Here is a 19,113-nt window from a genome sequence, read left to right as displayed (position 1 = left end):
CCCGGATGCGCGGCCGGCGTCAACCGGCCGCGTTCTGCGCCGTACGCTCCCCGGTTGCGTAACGTACGGCCATGTTCCGGCCGGCGCGTTTCGCCGCGTACAGCGCCTCGTCGGCGCGGGCGACGGTATCGAACAGGGTGGCGCCGTGCGCGGGCCAGACGGCGATGCCGATGCTGCACCCGACGCGTACGGCCTGCCCGGCAACCAGCACCGGTTCGTTGACCGAGGCGATCAGGCGGCCCGCGATCTCTTCGGCATCCGGCGGTTCCTTGTCCAACTCGCCGGAGATCACCACGACGAACTCGTCACCGCCGAGCCGCGCCACCACATCCTCGGAGCGCAGACAGGAGGCGATGCGCGCCGCCACCTGACGCAACACGGCGTCGCCCGCGTGATGCCCCAGCGTGTCGTTGATCGGCTTGAAGCCGTCGAGGTCCATCACCAGCACCGTGACGGGCGGGCCGTTCTTCCAGGCCGTGATCGATTCCGCGTACTGCTCGAAGAACCGGCGGTTGGGCAGCGCCGTCAGCCGGTCCTGATAGGCGGCATCCTCCATTTGGGCCAGGGAAAGCCGGGTGTCGGTCAGGCTCGCCACGAGCGTGCGCAACGACCGGGAAAGATCACGCACCTCCACCACGCCGCGCGTGATCTCCGGGATCTGCACGCCGGGCTCGCCCTTCCGCAGGCGCTCGGCGGCGTCGGCGATGGCGCGCAGCGGGCGCGTGACCAGACCGGCGGCGTACCAAATCAGGGCGCTGAAGACCGCCGCCAATCCCAATCCCCACAGCCGGATTTCCTGCCGGAGGGCGGCCGCGTCGGCGTAGGCGGCCTCCGCCGGCTGGCGGGCGAGCACGGTCCAGCCGAGCCCGTCATAGCCGGGGCGCCCAGACTCCCGCGCGTAACCCGTGACGTACGTCCCACCGTCCGGCCAAGGTTCCACCGCCCACCCGATCCCCTGCGTCCGCGCCGCGGCGACGCTGGGGATGGACAGCGTCTTTCCCACCGTGCCCGATGGTCCCATCAGCACGACCCCGTCCGCGCCGACGATGAAGGTCTCCAACCCCCGCCGGTCGCCCATGGGCTTCAACAGCGTGTCCTGCACCTCGCGCGCCCAGTTCCACGAGAAATGAGCGGCCAGCACCCCCACGGTCGTTCCGGTCCCGTCGATCAACGGCGTGGCGACATCGACGAACTTCATCGCCTCCCCGGTCGGGTTCGGCAGCAGCGTCGCCAACAGGACGGCGTCGTGCACATCGCCGATGAACAGTCCTTTCACCCCCTCGTGGAACACGGGTCGTGCCGTGAGGTTGGCGCCGATCAGGATTCCGTCGCTCGCCGCGTGGACGACGCCGCTCCGGTCGATCACGCCGATCCAGGACAGGGTCCGGTCCTTGGCCTTCAGCTCGTCCATCACCTTCTGGGCGATGGTCCAGTCGCGCATGCCGTCGATCTTCGCGAGGATTCCGACTTGGTTGGCCCTCGTCGACATGTCGGTGGCCAGCTTATCGACCAGCAGGTACGCCGCCTCGGCCAGCGAACGGCCGATCTCCCGCTCGAGCTGGCGCTCCGACCGCCCGCCGATCAGGACACTCAGCAGGAAGGCGAGGCCGACCACCAGAAGCGCGCCAGCCAACGCCACGACATCCCGGAGCCTCTTTCGCCGCCAGGGCAGGAAGTCCGCCCTTCGACCCGTTGTCCAAACCATGCCCGCCCCGCCGACCACCGCTGCGCACGCTGCGCGGGGATCATTATAATACGAAGCAATTTCGACGGCGACCCCTTGCCGGGTTTCGACTATCCGCTACGGCCGGCCCTTTCCGCCATACGGCCGAACCGCCACCCGCCGGCAATGGACAAGATATAGGAGCCAACCACAGAACTCCTATGGCTTTTCCGAAAGGATAGCTCTTGCGCACGCAATCGAATTCATGCATCCGTGTACTTTGCCAACGGGCGTGTCGCATCCATCTCCTCTTGGCCGTGAAAGCCGAGTGTTGCCGTTCCATGGAGATTGGTTGGACATTGAACAATGATTACGCCTTTCGACGAAACCTTGGCCGATATTCGTAGTCCAATGAACCACAAACATAGCTCGTTGCGCCGCCCCGCTCCCGTCACGGCTGTACTCGTGCGGCGGAACGTCTATATTCCAAGGTGATGATTGGTAATGCCATCGATCAAGAGCCAACCCCGCACGCAATGCCTGCAAGCCCCGATGACAGCGGCCCGACCGTGACGATCCCCGATGGCGCTGCGGATCCCGCCGACCGCGACCGTGCGTGCTGCATCGTCGGGATCGGTGCCTCAGCCGGCGGCCTGGAGGCGTTGCAGCGATTCTTCGACCACGTGCCGCCCGCCAGCGACCTGTCCTTCGTGGTGATCCAGCATCTGTCGCCGGCTCACAAGAGCCTGATGGTCGATCTGCTGGCCAAGCACACCACCATGAACGTCGTCCAGGCCGAGCATGGGATGGAGGTGGAGCGCAACACGGTCTATTTGCTGCCCCCGGCCAAGACCCTGTCGATCGAAGAGGGGCATCTCCAGCTCGCCATGAAGGAGTCGGCGAGCGGGATCAGTCTGCCCATCGACATCTTCTTCACCGCGCTGGCCCAGGACCAGGGCAGCTTCGCCATGGGCGTGATCCTGTCCGGCACCGGATCGGACGGCACCCGCGGTATGATGGCGATCAAGGCCGCCGGCGGCTTCACCGCCGTGCAGGAACCGGACAGTGCGCAGTTCGACGGCATGCCGCGCAGCGCCATCGCCACCGGCAAGGTGGACGCGGTTCTGCGCGCCGAGGATATCCCGGCAAAGCTGTTGGAACACTCCAAGCGGACGCTGATCCGCACGCGCCCCCTGCCCGTCCTGCGAGGGTCGGCGACCGGCATCGACCCGCTGGCGCAGATCGTCGCCGCCATCCGCGCGGTCACCGGCGTGGACTTCTCACACTACAAGGTGGCCACGCTGCTGCGGCGGATCGAACGGCGCATGCACACCGCGGCTCTCGACAGCATGGAGGACTACGCCGCCCTGCTCCGCCGCAACAGCGCGGAGGCGGTCACCCTCTACAAGGAGATGCTGATCGGCGTCACCCGCTTCTTCCGCGACGACGGTGCCTTCAAGGCCCTGGCCGAGCGGGTGCTGCCGGGCGTCATCGGGCAGCGCGCGTCGAACGACATGATCCGCGTCTGGGTGTGCGGCTGCGCCACGGGAGAGGAGGCCTACTCCATCGCCATCCTCCTGCTGGAGGCGATGGAACGGACCGGGCGCCACGTGGATGTGAAGATCTTCGCGTCCGATATCGATCAGGATTCCATCGAGGTCGCCGGCCTTGGCGAATACCCCCTGTCGATCGCCGAGGACGTGGCCCCGGACCGGCTGAGCCGTTACTTCACGCAGCGCGGCGACCGCTACGTCGTGTCGCGTGATGTGCGGCGGATGGTGGTGTTCGCCGTCCACAACATCATGCGCGACCCGCCCTTCACCAAGATCGACCTGATCAGTTGCCGCAACCTGCTGATCTATATGGACACGCCGCTCCAGCGGAAGGTGCTGGGGCTGTTCCAGTACGCGCTGCGGCAGGGCGGGCACCTGTTCCTCGGCACCAGCGAGTCGCTGGGCGATCTGTCGTCCGAATTCCACACGGTGGACAGCCGCGCCAAGATCTTCCAGAGCCTGCGGGTCGGCTCCTTGAGGTTGCCGCGCCCGATGTCGGCCCCACTGCCACTCGCCGTGACCGGCCACAGCGGCACCGCCCCGGCCGCGGCGGCGTTGGAACAGAGTGCCGCCATCGACGAAGCGATCGCCACGCTGATCAACATCTATGTGCCGCCCACCCTTCTGGTGAACGAGCAGATGGCGATCCTGCACGTTTTCGGCGATGCCAGCAGCTACCTGCGCATGCCGTCCGGCGAGGCGACGCTGAACGCGTTGAAGCTGCTGCCCTCCTCGGTCGGGCTGGTCGCCGGCACCGCGCTCACCCGCTGCTTCCGCATGGGCGAGGAGTTCGCGCTGTCCAACATTCCGGTCAAGGACCGCGAGGGCATGACCGCCGCCAGCCTGCGCATCCGGCCCTTCACGTCGCGCAAGACCGGCTCACGTTACGCTCTGATGCTGCTGGAACCGGTTTCCGCCCCGCCCGAGCGCATGGACAGCGATTTCGACCTGAACGAGGACGCGGCCGAGCGCATCCGCGGGCTTGAACAGGAGCTGATGTCGCGCGGCGAGAACCTCCAGGCCACCATCGAGGAGCTGGAGACCGCCAACGAGGAACTCCAGGCCACCAACGAGGAGTTGCTCGCCTCCAACGAGGAGCTGCAGAGCACCAACGAGGAACTGCAGTCCGTCAACGAGGAGCTCTACTCCGTCAACTCCGAATACCAGGCCAAGGTGGAGGAGCTGACGGAGATCACCAACGACCTCGACAATCTGCTGCGCTCGACCGCCATCGGTACGGTGTTCCTGGATGGCGATCTGGTCATCCGCCGCTTCACGCCGGCGGCGACCGGCTTCATCAACATCATCCCGCGCGACATCGGCCGCTCGATCACGCATCTGTCGACCAACATCGACTACCCCGACTTCCTGGCCGACATCCGCACCGTCTTCCGGGAGCACACCCCCATCGAGCGGCACGTGCGCGTGCGCGACGGGCGCTGGATCCAGACGCGCATCCTTCCCTACCTGACCGACCGCGGGCTGGTGGCGGGGGTGGTGATCACCTTCGTCGATGTGACGGTGACCAAGGAAGCCGGGGAAAGGCTTCAGTCGGTCATCGACAGCCTGCCCGAGCACATCGCGGTGCTCGACCGCGATGGCGTGATCACCATGACCAACGCCGCCTGGGACCGCTTCGCCCGGCAGAACGGCGCGCCGGAACTGGAACGTTGCGGCGTGGGCACCAACTACCTGAACGTCTGCGCCTGCGAGCCGGAGGAGGACGAGGACGGCGTCCGCCGCGCGGTGCGCGAGGGGTTGGCCGCCATCCTGGCCGGCCGTTCGGAGCAGTTCGTCGTCGAGTATCCCTGCCACTCCGCGGAGGAGCGGCGCTGGTTCCTGATGTACGCCGCCCGCCTCGACTCGCCGGTGGGCGGGGTCGTGGTCAGCCACATCAACATCACCCGTAGGAAGATGATGGAATTGAAGCTTGCCGACGGCATGGAGGCCGCACAGTGAGCGAAAGTCGGGTCGAGCGTCTGCGCCGCCGCGCCGAAGAGCTCCTCGTGGATGGAAGTTTCGAAACGGCCAGGGTTCCGGCCTCCACCTTCAAGGAGGTGGTCCACGAGCTGTACGTCCATCAGGCCGAGCTGGAGATCCAGAACGAGGAGCTGCGCGGTGCCCAGCAAGCGCTGGAAGCGTCGCGCCAGGAGTATATGCAGCTCTTCCGGTCGCTGCCGCTCGCCTGCTTCACGGTCAACGCGGCCGGCATCGTGGGTGAGGCGAACCTTTCGGCGGAGCGTCAGTTCGGGCTGGGACAGCGCCGTCTGCGCGGCCGGCCGCTGACCCTGCTGGTCGATCCGGTCGACCATAACCGCCTGTTCGCGTCGCTCCAGCGTCTGCGCGACACCGGCACCTGGACGCGGCAGGAGTACCGCTACATCGGCGCGCAAGGCAGCATCGACGGCCTCACCGACGCCCACCCGGTGGCGCTGGAGGACGGCGAGAAGGGCGATCTGCTGTTCACGGTGACCGACGTGACCGAGCGCAACGCCTGGATGCGCGCCGTGCAGGCCGCACGCGACGAGGCGGAGCGGGCGCGCGCGGCCTACCACCACATCCTGCAATCGGTGGCCGACGGCATCATCGGGTTGGACGCCGACGCGCGCATGACCTTCGCCAACACCGCGGCGCAGACGATCACCGGATTCCCGGCGTCGGAGCTGGCCGGTCGCAGCGTCACCCAGCTCTTCGTCGGCGACGGCTCGTCGGAGGGTACGGACGCGGTGATGCTGGCGCTCGCCGATGGCCGCGCCCGGCAGGTGTCGGAGCAGCGCGTCCACCGCAAGGGCGGCGGCAGCGTGATCGCCGAGTTCACCGTCTCCCCCATCCTGGAGTTCGGGCGCATCACCGGCGGCGTCATCGCTCTGCGCGACGTCACCGCCCGCATCGAGACCCAGCGCACGCTGGGCACGTCGGAGGAGCGCCACCGCACGATGGTGCAGGCGCTGCACGAGGCGCTGGTGATGCGCGACGCGGGCGGCCGCGTGCTGATCGCCAACGGCATGGGCGAGCGGCTGTTGACCGGCCCGGCCGAACCGCTGGTGGATCCGCGCGCGGCCCTGGACGGCCCGCGCTTCCCGGCCGACGGCGCGTCCACCGGGCGCCGCTTCGTGGGGGCCGACGGTCTGCGCCTCACCGGCTTCTCCCCGGCCGCCGAGGCGGTGAGCAACGGCCGTGCGGTGATCGACCGGGTCGTCGGCGTCACCGGCGACGACGGCGGGGCCGAGACGTTGTGGCTGCGCCTGTCCAGCTATCCGGTGATGGACGCTGCCGGCCGCGTCGAATCCGTGGTGTCCGCGGTGACCGACGTGACCGCGCTGAAGTCGCTGGAGCGCGACCTGTCCGCCGCGCTCAGCGCCAAGGAGCGTTTCATCGCGTCCGCCAGCCACGACCTGCGCCAGCCGGTGCAGGCCTTGCTGCTGCTGGCGGGGCTGGTGCTGAAGCACGACCTCGCACCGCACACGCGCCGCCTGGCCGAGCAGTTGCGCGACACGGTGGTGTCGCTGGGTGGGCTTCTGGATGCTCTTCTCGATATCTCGCGGCTGGAGGCCGGGCTGGTCACGCCGGTGATCGCGCCGGTTCCCCTCGGCCACATGATGGACCGGCTGCACCGGGAATTCGCGCCGGTGGCGGCGTCCAAGGGGCTGCGGCTCGACACCGTGCCGGTGAAACTGACGCTGCCCACCGACGGGCCGTTGCTGGAGCGCGTCATCCGCAACCTGCTGTCCAACGCCATCCGCTACACCCGCCATGGCCGTGTGCTGTTCGGCGCGCGGCGGCGCGACGGGCGGGTGCGGCTGGAGGTGTGGGACACCGGCATCGGCATCGCCGAGGACCAGATCGACCGGATCTTCCAGGACTTCTACCAGGTGGGCAACGCCGCCCGGAACCGCAGCGAAGGGCTCGGCATGGGGCTGTCCATCGCCCGCCGCCTCGTCGCGATGCTCGGCGGGTCCATCGATGTGACCTCCGTGCTGGGACGCGGCTCGCGCTTCTTGATCAGCTTCCCACTGGTCCCGGCCGCCCCGCCGCCGCGTGTCGAGCCGGCGGAGAGCGAGGCACCGGTCGCCGGTCCGCCCGCCGCCGACGGGCTGGTCCTGCTGGTGGAGGACGACGCGGTCATCCGCATGGCCCTGACCCTGATGCTGGAGGACTGGGGCTACCGCGTGGTCGAGGCAGGCACCGCCGCGGAGGCGGCGGACCGCATCGAGGGCGGCTTGATGCCCGACATCGTGCTGGCCGACTACCGCCTGCCGGATGGCGAGACGGGGCTCCAGGTCATGGACCGTGCGCGCGCCCGCCTGGGCCAGGAGCTGCCCGGCATCCTGCTGACCGGCGACACCTCGTCCGACCGCCTGCGGGAGGCCGCCGCGGCGCAGTGCGCCCTGCTCCACAAGCCGATCCAGCCGGAGACACTGCAGGCCACCGTCCGCCGAAGCCTGAACGGAGGGTGACGGCGGCGGCGTTCAGCGGCCCAGCTCCTCGTCCGTCGCCCGCTTCAGCCGCTGCAATCGGGCCTCCGCCTCGTCCCGGCTGTAAGGGCCTTCGACATCCATGCCGAAGCTGACGTAATGGCCGTCCGGCCGCTGGATGGGCGTGCCCGGGGGCAGATAGGTGTCGTCCCTGTCGTCGTTGCCGACGACGGCGTTGCCGCGGATCTCCAGAACATGCGCCATGGTGCCCTTCCCGAACCATCTGGGTACAGCCGATGTGAACCGTCCGGACGGCGCCGGGTTCCGCGCCGGGTCAGTCGGGGAAGCGCGGGCGTTCGCCCAGGCTGTCCCGTACATACAGGAAATTCACCAGCACCAGGGTCACCACCGCCAGGGGTGCCGCCAGAAAAAGGCCCATCACCCCGAACAGCGTGCCGGCCGCCACCACCGCCGCAATGGTGATCACCGGCGGCAGGCTGACCACCTTCTTCTGCACCAGCGGCTGGATCAGGTTGCCCTCCACCTGCTGGATGAGGAGGTAGGCGCCGGCCACCCACAGCGCCGTCGTCGGACCCACCGCGAAGCCGATGAGGATGGCCGGCATGGCCGCCAGGATCGGGCCGATCAGCGGGATGAACTCCAGCGCCGCGGCCACCACCGCCAGGGCGAGCGCCGCCGGCATGCCCAGCGTCAGCAGCGCCGCGTACGTGAGCATGCCGACCAGAGCCATGGAGATCAGCTGGCCGATCAGCCATTTCCAAAGCGCCTCACCGGTCGCGTCCAGCACCTCGTGCGCGCGGTCGTGACCGGAGGGTGGCACCAGCAGCACCAGCCCGCGCCGGTACAGGCCGGGGGAGGCGGCCAGATAGATCCCCGCGAACACCACGACGACCACGTCGGCCAGGAAGGTCATCAGCCCCGTGGCCGCCGTGCGCAGCCGGCTGATCAGAGCCGTCGACAGCGACCCGTCGGTGATCTGGCTGCGCACCTCCTCGGGAAGCTGCTTGATGCCGGCCGAAAGCTGGTCCGACAGTTGTGAGAACTGCGCCGCCAGCGTCGATCCCATGAACCAGAAGCCGGCCACCGTCACCGCCGCCAGCACCACCAGCACGATCCCGAAGGCGGGCGCCTGCGACAACCCGGTCAACCCGCGCACACCCCCCGTCGCCCGCAACAGCAGGATCGCCAGAAGCACCCCGGCGAACACCAGCAGCAGCGCGTCCGCCACCTGCCAACCCACGAACAGCAAGCCGCCGATCAGGGCGACGATCAGCACCTTCCAGGTGAAGACGCGCAGCTCGTCCCAGTTCGCACCCGGCCGTCCGGCCCGTTCCCGCTCTACCCCGACCCTGCCGTCCATCCCGTTCCTCCGCGCATTCCTCGCGAGACAACGTCCAGAACCCCGCCGGGTGCCGCAGCTTCCATCCCTGCGCCCCACCCCCACCGAACGGCTTAGTACGGAGATGAAGACTGTAAGGGAGCGAACGGGCATCTACATTCAGTGTGACGCCATCGAGGTTCCGCTCACTGGAGTCATTCTCGCTGATGTTGCCCTTGGCCCGCCGCAAGGCGGGCTTTTTTTGCGCGGGCGGCCGGTGAACACGGTTGCGTTTCTAGGTCAACCGTCCTACAAACATCTGGGACGATTGACCTAGAAAAAGGGCAAGACGGCAAAGGGATGGGGGCAGCGATCACACGGGCGCAGATCGTCGAGGTCGCCGACCGGCTCTTCTACGAGCAGGGGTTCGAGGCGACCTCCTTCGCGGACATCGCCGCGGCGGTTCGCCTCTCGCGCGGCAACTTCTATTATCATTTCCGCACGAAGGACGATCTGCTCGGCGCCGTGATCGCCCTGCGTCTTGCCAACACGGAAGCGATGCTGGATGGCTGGGAGGGGGCGACACCAGACCCGGTGGAGCGCATCCGCAGTTTCGTCCGCATCCTCATCATGAACCGCGCGCGGATCATGCTGTACGGCTGCCCCGTCGGCACCCTGTGCGACGAGTTGTCCAAGCTCCGCCACGTCGCGAAGGACGATGCGGCCAAGCTCTTCATGTTGTTCCGCCGCTGGCTGTCCCTCCAGTTCGCCGCACTCGGGCGCGAGGCCGATGCCGACGCGCTCGCCCTGCACGCGCTGATGCGCAGCCAGGGCATCGCGACCCTGGCGACGGCCTTCCAGGACGAGGGCTTCATCCAGCGGGAGGTGGAGGACCTCCTCGCCTGGGTGGAAGCCCAGCGCCCCCACCAGGACCGCCCAACTTCCGAGACCAGACCGCAGCCTTGAAGGAGCCTCGCCCCATGTTCCTCGTCACGCTCCGATTCTCCGCAAACAGGGCGCAGGCCCCCGCGCACATGGACGGCCACAACGCCTGGATCCGGCGCGGCTTTGCCGATGGCGTCTTTCTGCTGGTTGGCGGCCTGGACGGCGGCGCCGGCGGTGCGGTCCTCGCCCACAACATCACGCGCGGGGACCTCGAAGCGCGGCTGCGGGATGATCCCTTCGTGAGCGAGGCCGTCGTCGATGCCGACATCGTCGCGATCACGCCGGGCCGTGTCGATGATCGTCTGGCCTTTCTGAAAGCCTGAGCGATGACAACCACGATTCCCGGACCCGACGGACGCCCGCGCTGCCGCTGGTGCGCGGCGGCACCGGAGTTCTTCGCCTATCACGACACGGAATGGGGGTTTCCCGTCGATGACGACCATCGCCTGTTCGAGAAGCTGTGCCTGGAGGGATTCCAGTCCGGCCTGAGCTGGCGCACAATCCTCGCCAAGCGGGAGAACTTCCGGGCCGCCTTCGAGGGGTTCGCGTTCGAGCGGATCGCCGGCTTCACGGCGGCGGACGTGGACCGGCTCCTGAAAAACGACGGCATTGTCCGCCACCGCGGCAAGATCGAAGCCGTGATCAACAACGCGCGCCGCGCGCTGGAATTGGTGGAGACGGAGGGATCGCTGGCCGCCCATGTCTGGCGTTTCGAGCCATCCTCCGCCGAGCTCGGCCCCCCGCAGAGCGCATCCACCTCGCCCGCCTCGGTCGCCCTGTCGAAGGACCTGAAGAAGCGTGGCTGGTCCTTCGTCGGTCCGACGACCGTCTTCGCCTTCATGCAGGCCATGGGGCTGATCAACGATCACGCCGAAGGCTGCGTGGTGCGCGACGCGGTGGACAGGGCGCGGGCCGCCTTCGTCCGGCCAGGCAACGCAGGAGCCTGATCCCCGCCGTTTACGCCGCCACGCTCTCGATCCGCTTCACCGCCGCCTGCGGCGGCAGGATCAGGCTGATCTTCAGGCCGGGGTTGGCGTCGTCGAGCACCAGACGGGCGTCGTGCAGGCGGGCGACCGCGGCGACGAGGCTGAGGCCCAGACCGTTGCCCGGCGTGTTGCGGGACTGGTCCAGCCGGACGAAGCGGCCCAGCACCTTCTCGCGCATCTCGGGCGGGATGCCGGGGCCGCTGTCGGTCACGGTGATCGCTGCCCCCTGGTTCGCCGTCTTGCCGTCCACCACCAGCGACACGCGCCCGCCGGCCGGCGTGTATTTGATGGCGTTGTCCAGCAGGTTGGCGATCGCCTGCGAGAGGAGCTGGTCGTTGCCCTGCACCAGCGGCCGGCCGCGCACCTCGGCGGTGAAGGTCAGGCCGGACTCCTCCGCCAGCGGCTCGTAGAGGTCGGCCACGAGATGCGCGGTGTCGGCCAGCTCCACCGGCCTGAAATCGTTGCGGCGGGTGCCGGATTCGGCTTCGGCGATGGACAGCAGCGCCTTGAAGGTGTCGAGCAGCCGGTCCGCCTCCACCAGCGACTCCTGGAGGGCGGCGCGGTAGACCTCGGGATCGTCGGTCTCCTTCAGCAGCACCAGCTCGATGCGGGTGCGCAGGCGGCTCAAAGGGGTGCGCAGATCGTGGGCGATGCTGTCCGTCACCTGCCGCACGCTGTTCATCAGCCGCTCGATCTGGTCGAGCATGGCGTTGAGGTTGCCGGCCAGCCGGTCGATCTCGTCGCCGTTGCCCACCCCCGCCACGCGACCGGACAGATCGCCGGCCATGATGCGGCGGGTGGTGCGGTTGATCGCCTCGATCCGCCGCAGCGCGCTGCGGCTGGTCAGCCCGCCGCCGATCAGGCCGAGTGCGGCGGTGATGGTGAGGATCCAGCCCAGCGACGCCGCCATGCGGTCGCGGAGCTGGTCGATCTCGCTCATGTCGCGCCCGACCAGCAGCCGGAACTGCCCCGGCAGGGTGAAGCCGACCGCCTGGGCGGTCGCCGGATGGTCCTCGGTGCCGCCATACTCCGCGACCTTGAAATGCACCGTGCCGTCCTCGTGCCAGGTGCCGTCCGGCCAGCCCGACAGGTTGCCGGCCAGGATCTGCCCGTTGGGTGCCAGCAGCAGGTAGATGGAGTTGTTGTGCGGGATGGAGCTGCGGGCCCGCACCACCTCCACCAGCCCCGGCAGCCCGGCGCGGAGATACTGGTCCTTCAGCGCCTCGACCTCCACCGTGATGGTCTCGCCGATCTCCTGCTCCAGAAAGCCGGCGGTGGAACGGTAGGCCGCCCACAGGATCACGCTGACCGACGCGACGAACAGCCCGAGATAAAGGAGCGAGAGCTTGAAGGTGGTGGTGAGGTGCAGCCGCACCGACGCCCGATCAGGCATCCGGCACGCGCAGGCTGTAGCCGGCCCCGCGCACGGTGTGGATCAGCGGGGCCGGAAAATCCTTGTCGATCTTCTGGCGCAGCCGCGCGATGTGCACATCGATGACGTTGGTCTGGGGATCGAAGTGATAGTCCCAGACATTCTCCAGCATCATGGTACGGGTCACCACGCTGCCGGCGTTGCGCATGAGGTATTCCAGCAGCGCGAACTCGCGCGGCAGCAGCTCGATCGGCCGCCCCGCCCGCTTCACCGTGCGGGAGAGCAGGTCCATCTCCAGATCGCCGACGCTCAGCCGGGTCTGGGGCGCCGCCCCGCCGCGCCGCCGCGCCAGCACCTCCATGCGGGCCAGCAGCTCGGAAAAGGCGAAGGGCTTGGTGAGGTAGTCGTCGCCACCGGCCCTGAGACCCTTCACCCGGTCGTCGACGCTGCCGAGCGCCGACAGGAACAGCACGGGCGTGTCGTTGCCGGTCGCCCGCAGGATCTCGACCAGCGACAGCCCGTCGCGGCCGGGAAGCATGCGGTCGACGATCATCACGTCATAGAACTCGGCCCCGGCAAGGAACAGGCCCTCCTTGCCGTCGTTGGCCACGTCCACGACGTGCCCGGCCTCCTTCAGACCCTTGGCGAGATAGGCCGCCGCCTGGCGGTCGTCTTCGATCACGAGGACTTTCATGTCCATCTATGTACGTCCCGGAAAGGCGGCGGCCAAGGGGTCGCGTCACGCCGCGCGCAGCGGAAGGGCCACGAAGGTATCGGCGCCGTCGCGGTTGACCAGCAGCAGGACCGCCTTGCGGCCGGCCTTTTCCGCCTCCTGCACGTGCTTCGACACCTCCGCGGGGCTGGAGACCGCGGCGTCACCGACCTTCTCGATCACGTCGCCGGGCTGGATCGGGGCGTCGCCATCCACGCGGGTGACCACCACCCCCTTCACCTCGGCGCCGATGCCCAGCCGCTCGCGCGCCGCGGCGGTGAGTGGGGCCAGCGCCAGCCCGTTCACCGTGGTCGCCGACGCCGACTCGCCACGATGGCCGCCGGCCGAGGCCACACGCTCCTCCTTCAGACGGCCGATCTCCACCGTCACCGTGCGCTCCGACCCGTCGCGCAGCACCTGCACCGGAACCGACTCGCCGGACTTCGTCTCGGCGACGCGCAGTGTCAGGTCACGCATGCTGTGCACCGGCTTGCCGTCGAAGCCGAGGATCAGGTCGCCCTGGTGCAGGCCGGCCTTGTCGGCGGGGCTACCGGGGGTGACCTGGGCGACCAGCGCACCCTCAGCCTTGTCGCGGCCGAGACCGGCGGCCAGCTCCGGCGTCACCTGCTGCACCGCCACACCCAGCCAGCCACGCTCGACATGCCCATGGTCGCGGAGCTGCGCCACCACCGACTTGGCGAGGTTGGAGGGAATCGCGAAACCGATGCCGACCGAGCCGCCGGACGGCGAGAAGATGGCCGTGTTGATGCCGATCACCTCGCCCGCGGCGTTGAACATCGGGCCGCCGGAATTGCCGCGGTTGATCGCCGCGTCGGTCTGGATGAAGTCGTCGTAGGGGCCGGCGTTGATGTTGCGCCCGCGCGCCGAGACGATGCCGGTGGTCACCGTGCCGCCAAGCCCGAAGGGGTTGCCGACCGCGAGCACCCAGTCGCCGACCGCCGCCTTGTCGCTGTCGCCGAAGGCCAGATAGGGGAGCGGCGTGTCGGACGACACCTTCAGCAGCGCCAGATCCGTCTTCTCGTCATGGCCGACGACCTGCGCCGGCAGGCGGGTGCCGTCGTCCAGCGTGACCGTCACCTCGCGGGCGCCATCGACGACGTGGTTGTTGGTGACCACATAGCCACCCGCGTCGATGATGAAGCCGGAGCCCAGCGACACCCCGCCGCGCTCACCGCGCGGCTCCGGGCGCTGCTGGGGAGCGAGCTGATCCTGGAAGCGGCGGAAGAACTCCTCGAAGGGGGAGCCCGGCGGGAAGGGCAGATCGGGGGCGCCACGCTCCGCCTCGGCGGTGCGCTCGGCGTGTCCGCCACCCTGGGCGGCCATGATGGTGACGACCGCCGGCTGCACCTTCCGCACCAGCGGCGCGAAGCTGCCGGGAAGCTGGGCCGCGGTGTTGGCGTTGGCGGGTTCGGTGACGCTGGTGGCGGCAAAGGAGGCGGGCGAGCCGGCGACGAGCGCGGTGCCGGTCAGGACCGTCGTCCCCAGCATCAGCGCGGCCACCGTGTTGCGAAGGCGCCGCCGGGCCGGGGTGGGCTGGGTGGTCTCGGTCATGGGAGCGGAACTCCGTATCGGGAAAGTTTGGCCGGGTCCATCGCCCGGCCTCCCCTCCTAGATAGGCCCCGCCCCCTCACCGCCGCCTGTCCGCCGGATTACAAGTGGTTCAGAGTGTCGCCCACGTTCAGATCCAGCCGTCGCCGCCGGAATCACCGCCCGCGTCGTCCGGAACGTCGTCGGTCTGGTAATCCGCCTCCTGGTAACCGGCGTCGTCCTGGGCCGGATCGTCGGCCGTGGGGTGGGCTCCCGGGTCGGCGGTGTGATGGGCGGGCTCGGCGGCCAGCGCCTCACCGAAGGGGCCGGGGCTGTCGTGCAGCAACGACGAGATGGCGGACGCCGCCAGCATGCCACCGGCCACGCCCGCCGCCGTCTGCATGGCGCCGCTGAGGAACCCGCCGCCGCGCGGCGGCGCATAGGCCACCGGGGCCGGCGCGTAGGGCGGCACGCCGTAGCCTTGCGGGCCGTAGCCGCCGGATGGTGCCCCCCACGGGCCGCGCTGCGGCTGCGGCGCGGGCTGCGGGGGCGGTGCCGCCGGGCGCGCCGCGCCGCCACCCCACGGGCTGCGCCCACCGCCGAGCAGACCGCCGAGGAAGCTGCCGCCGCCCTGCGGTGCCGGCGCGGCGTCGCGGAGCTGCCGCTCCAGCTCCTCGATGCGCGCCTGCGCCGCGGTCAGGGCGTGCTGCTGCACCAGAACCGTCTGGGCCAGGTAATAGGGGGCGCCCGGCTGCGCCTGGATGGAGTCGCGGATCAGCCGCTCGGCGTCCGCATCGCGCGGCCCCGTCTCCGCCTGCCGCAGGCGTTCGAAGAGGTCGGTGAGGAGGGTGCGTTCCTCGGGGGTCATGGGGGTGCTCCTTGGCTCCGGCGTAGCGTCGGCTCCCGAGATGTGGCGTGGCGGGAGCGGGACCGGCAAGAGGAAATCGGCCGGCAGGCCCACCAGCCGCGCAACACGGCTTTCAGCATTCATTAAGCATATGACGACAGGATGGCCGCACATTCTGGCCCCGGATCCGGACACCGCCTTGCCCGCCCCGCCCCCGCACCAAAGGCCGAAGCCGCAACGCCCCGTGGCGGTCGCGCTCAAGTACGAACAGGGCAGGCAGGCCCTGCCGAAGGTGGTCGCCACCGGCCGCGGCACGCTGGCCGAACAGATCCTGGAGCTGGCCTTCGCCAACGGAGTGAAGGTACGCGAGGACTCCGATCTGGTGGAGATCCTGTCGGCGATCGAGCTGGACAGCGAAATCCCGGTGGAGGCGATCGTCGCGGTCGCCGAGATCCTCGCCCACGTCTACCGCGCCAACGGCACGCTGCCCCCGCCCCTACCCGCCCTGGGAGATCCGGAATGACGCCCGAGGAGGTGACCCGCGGCATCGCCGCGGTGACGGCGGTGCTGGAGGGCGCGCGGGTGCAGGCGGACGCCGGCGCCCGCGTCGATCTCGCCGGGCTCGACGCCCGTGTTGCGGAGCTCTGCGCCGCGGCGTCCGCCCTGCCCCCGGCACCGGCCCGCGGGCAGCTCAAGGCGCTGGAACAGATGCTGGCGGCGCTCGACGGCCTCACCGGTGCGCTGACCCGGCAGCGCGACACGCTCGCCGCCGCCGCCGAGGGCCGCAACGACCCCCACACGGCGCGCCAGCGCGCCGCCGCCGCCTATGGCCGCCCGATCGTGACCGGCGACCCGGTCCCGGAACCCGTCCCCGGCACCGACCCCTACGACGGGCAGCCCTGAGCGCACATGGATCTCCAGCAATACCTCACCTTCGCCTTCGCGTTGATGTTCGTGCTGGCGCTGATCGGGATCGTCGCCGTGATCTTCCGGCGGCTGGGCTTCGGTCACGCCATGCCCGGCAACCCGCGCCAGCGCCGCGTCTCCATCGTCGAGGTGACGCCGCTCGACACCCGCCGCCGCCTCGTCCTGCTCCGCCGTGATGATGTGGAACATCTGATCCTGCTCGGCACCAACGGCGACCATGTGATCGAGAGCGGCATCCGCAGCGGCTTCAAGGACGCGGTCGCCGCCGCGGCGCGGGCGGAGACGGCGCCGTGAGGCCGATGCTTCGCACCCTTCTCCGCCGGGTGGCGCTCGGCCTGCCGATGGCGCTGGCGAGCGCCATCGGGCTGGCGCTGTGGGCCGGGCCGGCGCTGGCGCAGAGCATGACCTTCGACCTGGGGGACGCCGGCGGGTCGACCACCGGCCGCATCGTCCAGCTCGTGGGCCTGCTGACGGTGCTGACGCTCGCTCCGTCCATCCTGATCATGATGACGTCCTTCACCCGGATCGTCATCGTGCTGTCCTTCCTGCGCTCCGCACTCGGCGTGCAGCAGGTGCCGCCCAACCAGGTGATGGTCAGCCTGGCGCTGTTCCTCACCTTCTTCATCATGGCCCCGGTGCTGGAGCGCTCCTACACGCAGGGCATCCAGCCGCTGATCGCCGAACAGATCGACGAGGTGGAGGCCTTCCGCCGCGCCATCGCCCCCTTCCGCGACTTCATGCTGAAGCACACCCACGAGAAGGAACTGCGGCTGTTCATGGACATGGGCCGCATCGAGAACGTCGCCACCCCCGCGGACACGCCGCTCCACGTGCTGGTGCCGGCCTTCATGATCTCCGAGATCAAGCGGGCGTTCGAGATCGGCTTCCTGCTCTTCCTGCCCTTCCTGATCATCGACATGGTGGTGTCGTCGATCCTGATGTCGATGGGCATGATGATGCTGCCGCCCACCCTGGTGGCGATTCCCTTCAAGATCATTTTCTTCGTCCTGGTGGACGGCTGGTACTTGATCGCCGGCTCGCTGGCGCGCAGCTTCGGGACGCTTTGACAGCGCCGCGCGGCGGGGTTCCTCCCGGCGCCGGTCGAACAAGAACACAGGGTGGAGCAAGCGATGGCCCGGCCGCCGATCGGACCTCTTCTTCTCGCGGCGGTCGCCTCGCTCGCGCTGACGGCGTGCACGACAGCCCCGGACCAGCTGACAACGGAAGGGCCGCCGCCCGCCTTCGCCCTGCGGTCGATCGGCCCGGACGGCAAGCCGGTCCTGACCGGCGACGGCCGGATCGACAACGAACGGGACGTGACCGTCGAAGCCGTGCCCTTCCCGCCGGCCGTGCCCGGCGCCTCGCCGGACAACAGCGCGCAGGCCTATTCGGGGGCACTGCTGGGCGCGTTGATGGCGAATCGGAATCCGGGCGGGGCGGTCGCCGCCGGCAGCACGCTGGGGGCGGCGGCGTCCCTGCCGGGCAAGCCTGTCACCCACACCCACCCGGCGCCCCTCGCGCCGTTGCCGGGATACCTGATCCGGTCGGAGCCCAAGGGTGCGACGGTGAGCGTCGGAACGCAGGTGGTGGTCACCGGCGCCGACCCGCTGCTCACCAACCTGCGCGCCAGTGATCTTCCAAGCCTCGTCGTGTCGCTGCCGGGCCATGAGGAATGCCGGCAGGGCACGCCAGGATTCAGCGTGGGAGAAGGGGAGGTTGCCGGACGCCCGGTCCGCGTGGTCACCTGCGTGCTGCGGCCGAAGCCCTGAACCGGGCGAACGCCCCCGTGCCGGGCTACCGCCGCTCCGCCGCGACCACCGTCGCCATTCCCGCCAGGATGATCGCCATGCCCAGCAGCACCGGGCCGCTGGGCAGATCGCCGAGTGCGGCGGCGCTGAACAGGATGCCCGACATCGGCACCGCCAGCATGGCGTTGGAGAAGGTGGCCGCCGGCAGGCGGGCGGTGAGCTGGTTGACGGCCCAGAAGCAGAAGCCGGTGGCGAGCGGCCCGGCGTAGGCGGCGACCAGGAAGAAGGTCAGGGTGCCGTCGCCCGGATGCGGCCCCTCGATCCACAGGGCGGCCCCGGTCACCGGCACCGCCGCCAGCAGCATCTGCCAGGGTGCGAGCTCCAGGGTGGAGGAGAGGCCGCGGTACGCGCGGATGTGCAGGATGCACAGCGCCCACACCAACGCCGCCACCAGCAGGATCAGGTTGCCGACCACCACGGCGCGGTCACTCCAGTCCAGCGTCAGCGGGTTGAAAAGCACGGCGATGCCGGCCAGCCCGAGCACCGTGCCCACCACCTTGCGGCGCGACACCGTTTCCCCCAGGATCAGCACCGACAGGGGCGTTACCCACAGGGTGGTGGTGTAGGCCAGCACCGCCGAGCGCCCCGCCGGCACGTGGCGCAGCGCGTACATGACCAGCACGCCGAACAGCATCATTTGGCCCAGCCCGACGGACAGCAGCAGCGGCCAGTCCCGCCGCGGTGGCACGCGCAGCCGGCCGAGCAGCGCCACCACCAGGAACAGCGACAGGCCGCCGGTGAGGAAGCGCAGGGCGTTGAACCAGAGCGGCCCGACATGGGCCAGCCCCACCTTCATGATCGGCCAGTGCGCCCCCCACAGCGTCACCACCGCGGCGAGCAGAAGCAGGCTCGCGCGCAGGCTCGGGCCGGCGGGACGGGACGGAACGGTGGTGGCGGACGTCGTCATGGTCGGGCGGATCTCCACGTCGATCCGACCATCTAGGCCCCAACCCTCCGCCCTGCCAACCGGCACCGGCGCATGGCAGGTGCGAGCGGGC

Annotated in this window: 18 protein-coding genes; 10 read left to right on the top strand and 8 right to left on the bottom strand. The window is 69.5% G+C overall.

Translation table 11 applies throughout. The features are described 5' to 3' along the window. Positions 1-19 precede the first annotated feature (19 nt). Positions 20-1,633: a diguanylate cyclase domain-containing protein gene (locus HL658_RS04480; protein ID WP_180280649.1), complete on the bottom strand. Its 1,614-nt coding sequence runs from the start codon at positions 1,631-1,633 to the stop codon at positions 20-22. A 599-nt stretch (positions 1,634-2,232) separates the two neighbouring features. On the opposite strand from HL658_RS04480, the gene HL658_RS04475 reads away from it, so the two are divergent. Together HL658_RS04475 and HL658_RS04470 are read left to right on the top strand one after the other, a co-directional pair. Then, positions 2,233-5,175: a chemotaxis protein CheB gene (locus HL658_RS04475; RefSeq protein ID WP_343055003.1), complete on the top strand. Its 2,943-nt coding sequence runs from the start codon at positions 2,233-2,235 to the stop codon at positions 5,173-5,175. Further along, complete coding sequence (locus HL658_RS04470) at positions 5,172-7,673, top strand: PAS domain S-box protein (RefSeq protein ID WP_180280647.1); 2,502 nt, start codon at positions 5,172-5,174, stop codon at positions 7,671-7,673. Before HL658_RS04475 ends, HL658_RS04470 begins: the two co-directional genes overlap by 4 nt. 12 nt (positions 7,674-7,685) lie before the next feature. Here HL658_RS04470 and HL658_RS04465 read toward each other — a convergent pair whose 3' ends face one another. Beyond that, positions 7,686-7,895 (bottom strand): hypothetical protein, encoded by a 210-nt coding sequence (locus HL658_RS04465; RefSeq protein ID WP_180280646.1) that lies wholly within the window; start codon positions 7,893-7,895, stop codon positions 7,686-7,688. 70 nt (positions 7,896-7,965) lie between these two features. Next, entirely contained in the window at positions 7,966-9,012 is a 1,047-nt protein-coding gene (locus HL658_RS04460; protein ID WP_180280645.1) for an AI-2E family transporter, read from the bottom strand. A 318-nt stretch (positions 9,013-9,330) separates the two neighbouring features. On the opposite strand from HL658_RS04460, the gene HL658_RS04455 reads away from it, so the two are divergent. Genes HL658_RS04455 through HL658_RS04445 form a run of 3 tightly spaced genes read left to right on the top strand, consistent with a single transcriptional unit; the run spans position 9,331 to position 10,862 of the window. Beyond that, on the top strand, positions 9,331-9,936 hold the full coding sequence (locus tag HL658_RS04455; RefSeq protein WP_180280644.1) for a TetR/AcrR family transcriptional regulator: 606 nt from the start codon (positions 9,331-9,333) through the stop codon (positions 9,934-9,936). A 14-nt stretch (positions 9,937-9,950) separates the two neighbouring features. Next, entirely contained in the window at positions 9,951-10,238 is a 288-nt protein-coding gene (locus HL658_RS04450) for a YciI family protein (RefSeq protein ID WP_180280643.1), read from the top strand. Positions 10,239-10,241: 3 nt separating this feature from the next. Further along, on the top strand, positions 10,242-10,862 hold the full coding sequence (locus tag HL658_RS04445) for a DNA-3-methyladenine glycosylase I (RefSeq protein WP_180280642.1): 621 nt from the start codon (positions 10,242-10,244) through the stop codon (positions 10,860-10,862). A gap of 10 nt (positions 10,863-10,872) precedes the next feature. On the opposite strand, the gene HL658_RS04440 is transcribed toward HL658_RS04445, so the two are convergent. From HL658_RS04440 to HL658_RS04425, 4 genes are all read right to left on the bottom strand, one after another. Beyond that, the gene (locus HL658_RS04440; protein WP_180280641.1) at positions 10,873-12,294 is read right to left on the bottom strand and encodes a sensor histidine kinase; all 1,422 of its coding nucleotides are present in this window, start codon (positions 12,292-12,294) and stop codon (positions 10,873-10,875) included. Then, positions 12,287-12,967: a winged helix-turn-helix domain-containing protein gene (locus HL658_RS04435; RefSeq protein WP_180280838.1), complete on the bottom strand. Its 681-nt coding sequence runs from the start codon at positions 12,965-12,967 to the stop codon at positions 12,287-12,289. Before HL658_RS04435 ends, HL658_RS04440 begins: the two co-directional genes overlap by 8 nt. Before the next feature lie 45 nt (positions 12,968-13,012). Then, complete coding sequence (locus HL658_RS04430; RefSeq protein WP_180280640.1) at positions 13,013-14,557, bottom strand: DegQ family serine endoprotease; 1,545 nt, start codon at positions 14,555-14,557, stop codon at positions 13,013-13,015. A gap of 127 nt (positions 14,558-14,684) precedes the next feature. Beyond that, positions 14,685-15,401, bottom strand: a complete 717-nt coding sequence (locus HL658_RS04425; protein WP_180280639.1) for a DUF2076 domain-containing protein — start codon at positions 15,399-15,401, stop codon at positions 14,685-14,687. A 223-nt stretch (positions 15,402-15,624) separates the two neighbouring features. Here HL658_RS04425 and HL658_RS04420 point away from each other — a divergent pair, with 223 nt between their 5' ends. The 5 genes from HL658_RS04420 to HL658_RS04400 all read left to right on the top strand — a co-directional run bounded on the left by HL658_RS04420 (position 15,625) and on the right by HL658_RS04400 (position 18,076). Further along, positions 15,625-15,903 (top strand): EscU/YscU/HrcU family type III secretion system export apparatus switch protein, encoded by a 279-nt coding sequence (locus HL658_RS04420; protein WP_343055002.1) that lies wholly within the window; start codon positions 15,625-15,627, stop codon positions 15,901-15,903. Next, on the top strand, positions 15,900-16,283 hold the full coding sequence (locus tag HL658_RS04415) for a hypothetical protein (RefSeq protein WP_180280637.1): 384 nt from the start codon (positions 15,900-15,902) through the stop codon (positions 16,281-16,283). The genes HL658_RS04420 and HL658_RS04415 overlap by 4 nt, the downstream gene beginning before the upstream one ends. Positions 16,284-16,289: 6 nt before the next feature. Beyond that, the gene (locus HL658_RS04410) at positions 16,290-16,601 is read left to right on the top strand and encodes a flagellar biosynthetic protein FliO (RefSeq protein WP_180280636.1); all 312 of its coding nucleotides are present in this window, start codon (positions 16,290-16,292) and stop codon (positions 16,599-16,601) included. Positions 16,602-16,606: 5 nt separating this feature from the next. After that, on the top strand, positions 16,607-17,374 hold the full coding sequence (fliP, locus tag HL658_RS04405) for a flagellar type III secretion system pore protein FliP (RefSeq protein ID WP_180280837.1): 768 nt from the start codon (positions 16,607-16,609) through the stop codon (positions 17,372-17,374). A 63-nt stretch (positions 17,375-17,437) separates the two neighbouring features. Further along, positions 17,438-18,076 carry a hypothetical protein gene (locus HL658_RS04400; RefSeq protein ID WP_180280635.1) on the top strand — a complete coding sequence of 213 codons (639 nt, stop codon included), beginning with the start codon at positions 17,438-17,440 and terminating at the stop codon, positions 18,074-18,076. A 25-nt stretch (positions 18,077-18,101) separates the two neighbouring features. On the opposite strand, the gene HL658_RS04395 is transcribed toward HL658_RS04400, so the two are convergent. Then, positions 18,102-19,022 (bottom strand): DMT family transporter, encoded by a 921-nt coding sequence (locus HL658_RS04395; RefSeq protein WP_246337308.1) that lies wholly within the window; start codon positions 19,020-19,022, stop codon positions 18,102-18,104. Positions 19,023-19,113: the final 91 nt, after the last annotated feature.

Source organism: Azospirillum oleiclasticum, assembly GCF_013423485.1.
Classification (GTDB): Bacteria; Pseudomonadota; Alphaproteobacteria; order Azospirillales; family Azospirillaceae; genus Azospirillum; species Azospirillum oleiclasticum.
Note: the sequence above shows the minus strand (reverse complement) of the source record. Positions and strands in the feature narration are given on the sequence as shown.

Bases quoted from the DNA above. Each gene is read 5' to 3' on its own strand.
- HL658_RS04395 (WP_246337308.1), bottom strand. From the start codon at position 19,022: ATGACGACGTCCGCCACCACCGTTCCGTCCCGTCCCGCCGGCCCGAGC.
- HL658_RS04465 (WP_180280646.1), bottom strand. From the start codon at position 7,895: ATGGCGCATGTTCTGGAGATCCGCGGCAACGCCGTCGTCGGCAACGAC.
- HL658_RS04410 (WP_180280636.1), top strand. From the start codon at position 16,290: ATGGATCTCCAGCAATACCTCACCTTCGCCTTCGCGTTGATGTTCGTG.
- HL658_RS04425 (WP_180280639.1), bottom strand. From the start codon at position 15,401: ATGACCCCCGAGGAACGCACCCTCCTCACCGACCTCTTCGAACGCCTG.
- HL658_RS04400 (WP_180280635.1), top strand. From the start codon at position 17,438: ATGGCCCGGCCGCCGATCGGACCTCTTCTTCTCGCGGCGGTCGCCTCG.
- HL658_RS04445 (WP_180280642.1), top strand. From the start codon at position 10,242: ATGACAACCACGATTCCCGGACCCGACGGACGCCCGCGCTGCCGCTGG.
- HL658_RS04440 (WP_180280641.1), bottom strand. From the start codon at position 12,294: ATGCCTGATCGGGCGTCGGTGCGGCTGCACCTCACCACCACCTTCAAG.
- HL658_RS04450 (WP_180280643.1), top strand. From the start codon at position 9,951: ATGTTCCTCGTCACGCTCCGATTCTCCGCAAACAGGGCGCAGGCCCCC.
- HL658_RS04455 (WP_180280644.1), top strand. From the start codon at position 9,331: ATGGGGGCAGCGATCACACGGGCGCAGATCGTCGAGGTCGCCGACCGG.
- HL658_RS04430 (WP_180280640.1), bottom strand. From the start codon at position 14,557: ATGACCGAGACCACCCAGCCCACCCCGGCCCGGCGGCGCCTTCGCAAC.
- HL658_RS04435 (WP_180280838.1), bottom strand. From the start codon at position 12,967: ATGAAAGTCCTCGTGATCGAAGACGACCGCCAGGCGGCGGCCTATCTC.
- fliP (WP_180280837.1), top strand. From the start codon at position 16,607: ATGCTTCGCACCCTTCTCCGCCGGGTGGCGCTCGGCCTGCCGATGGCG.
- HL658_RS04415 (WP_180280637.1), top strand. From the start codon at position 15,900: ATGACGCCCGAGGAGGTGACCCGCGGCATCGCCGCGGTGACGGCGGTG.
- HL658_RS04460 (WP_180280645.1), bottom strand. From the start codon at position 9,012: ATGGACGGCAGGGTCGGGGTAGAGCGGGAACGGGCCGGACGGCCGGGT.